Genomic DNA, 2130 nt, shown 5'->3' with positions numbered 1-2130 from the left:
GCCCAGCGGGCCTTGCACGTAGGCGTTGCCGACGTTCTTCCAGCGGTGGTGGATCCAGATGATGTTGTTGACCGCGTCGTACTCTTCGGTGATGTTCCAGCCGGGCTCCATGCCAGCGTCCCAGCTGGCGGTGTAGCGGTTCACACCCTGGCCTTCTTCGGTGCTGATCGCGTGGCCCACATCGTCGTAGCCAAAGCTCACGCGGCGCTTGCCCTCCTCGTCTACCACGCCGGTCAGCGCCCAGGCCAGGCCGGGTTTGTCGTAGATGAACTGCAGGTATTTGCCGTCGGGCCAGGTGAGCTGGCTCAGGCTGCCGCCGGTGTAGGCCACGCCAATGACCTGGCCGTCCACCCGGGTGACCTGCGTGATCACACCGGTGGCGTCGTACTTGAACTTGACCAGGTGGCCGAGTTGATCCTGCACGGTGAGCAGGTAGCCTGCATCGGGTGCGTCTGCGCCGGCAGCGGTGCTGTAGCCGTAGGTGAGCACCGTGCCGTCGGCCCGCTTCTCGGTGTTGAGCCGGCCGGTGCTGTCGTAGGTCTCTTCCCCGCGGGTCTGGGCGTCCACGTAGCGCCACCCGCCGCTGATGGCCACCAGCGTGTCGCGCACGCCGGGGTCGGGCACAAAGGCCCCGCCGGAGACCGCAAACGAGACCCAGCGGCCCAGGCCGCGTGAGGCTTGCATGCTGGCTGGCGTGTATTGCGTGCCCGACTGATAGACCAAGCGCTTGTGCAGGTTGCTCTCGACCAGCGTGCCGAATGAGGGCAGCGCCGTGTACGAAAACAGCAGGTCCGGATTGTCGCTGGGCAGCTTCCTGCGCATGTCGTAGCGCAGCTTCAGGCCGCCTAGGCCGGCGTCAAGGTCGACGTCGTAGCTGCTGCCGCCGATCAGCGGGTAGATCGGGTCTCCCACTCCGAACAGGCTCGCCTTCTTGCCAGGGCACGAGGCGGGCTTGTCGTGCCAGATGTCCTTCATGGGGACACATTGGCCCACGGAAGGCTCATATAGGTAACCAGGAACGCAGAACCCTGGTCGCCAAGTGGTATCTATATATCGCGAAGATCCCTCATCCCAAACAGACTGGTACTTGAATGGACACCAGTAGGTAACGTTGTTTATCGAACCGGTGGAACAGCCATAACAATTTTCTCCTTGATTCGCCGAGCACGCCGCTTTTGCTTCTGCGCTTGTATAGTACAGATCTGTAATTATTATTTTATGATGCTGGTAAAGCGCATCATCAGTCTCAATTATTTCAGCATACTGAGCTGCGCAGCTTATTGATAAACAAGATGCAGCAATGGCAAAGAAAATATGGTGGATCAATTTAGAAAAACTCATCTTAAACCACGTCAGATGCGGTGCTTTGATTGCCGTGTGGCAATGGCATTGTGGAAAAAACCAAGTAGCCAATGAGCTCACCTATTACAAAAGAAATTTGAACTCATCTACCCCTCCCATCGAACGCATTCCAACGCAAATGCAACACGTAACCTGAGTCTCCGATCGTGCGACTTTCTACCGAATCCAATACCCAGCTCGCCCCATCCCCTTGATTCAGGCACTGGGTCAGCTGCGTAGCTTGGGACTGATGGATGGCAACCACTTCCGCAGAGGCGGAATTACTCGCTGCATCAAACCTAAAGCTTGCCAATGACATGCCGTTGACCACGCACCGCTCCAACTCCAAAAGCCGAGCCTCGACCGGCAGTTGCAAAAGCTCCCCATCCCGCACCGCATTGACCTCCCACGGCGCTGAAGCGCCCCTGGCGGCCGGAGCCGCTTTGCGCGACACGCTCTGCTCAGCCGTAAGCAACGCCTCCTGAAGCCGCTGCAACTCCGCATGCTGTCGAGTGAGCAGCATTCCGAAGCCGCCGACAACTGCCAGGGTCAGCAAAGCCAGCGCAGGCCGAAGCCCCTTGAGGCGCCGCCTCGGCAAGAAATCAAACTGCAGCATGGGTGGCACCATGGGCCTCGTCCTCCATCGCCGCAATCGCAAAACCCGCACCAACGGACGCAGCCGCTCGCCGGACGTCGAGGCACCAAGCTGCCAATGGCTCGGTTGCCCTCAATCTTCGAAGCGCCTGGGTTGTCGATGCTTTTGTGGACGCATCGAACACCGACAGCGTG

The 2130-nt window shown here is 59.4% G+C and carries 2 protein-coding genes and 1 pseudogene; all 3 read right to left on the bottom strand.

Annotated features, from left to right (window positions below; translation table 11 throughout):
- Positions 1 to 975, bottom strand: a pseudogene (locus FKP22_RS28145) (hypothetical protein); the annotation flags it as partial.
- Positions 976 to 1444: 469 nt separating this feature from the next.
- Positions 1445 to 1957, bottom strand: a complete 513-nt coding sequence (locus FKP22_RS28140; RefSeq protein ID WP_141291365.1) for a hypothetical protein — start codon at positions 1955 to 1957, stop codon at positions 1445 to 1447.
- Positions 1944 to 2130: hypothetical protein (locus tag FKP22_RS33580; RefSeq protein WP_211361626.1), on the bottom strand; the 187-nt coding region annotated here is incomplete at its 5' end. The genes FKP22_RS33580 and FKP22_RS28140, both read right to left, overlap by 14 nt.

Source organism: Ideonella azotifigens (genome assembly GCF_006519715.1).
In the GTDB taxonomy this organism is placed as follows: Bacteria; Pseudomonadota; Gammaproteobacteria; order Burkholderiales; family Burkholderiaceae_C; genus Ideonella; species Ideonella azotifigens.
Note: the sequence above shows the minus strand (reverse complement) of the source record. Positions and strands in the feature narration are given on the sequence as shown.

Bases quoted from the DNA above. Each gene is read 5' to 3' on its own strand.
- FKP22_RS28140 (WP_141291365.1), bottom strand. From the start codon at position 1,957: ATGCTGCAGTTTGATTTCTTGCCGAGGCGGCGCCTCAAGGGGCTTCGG.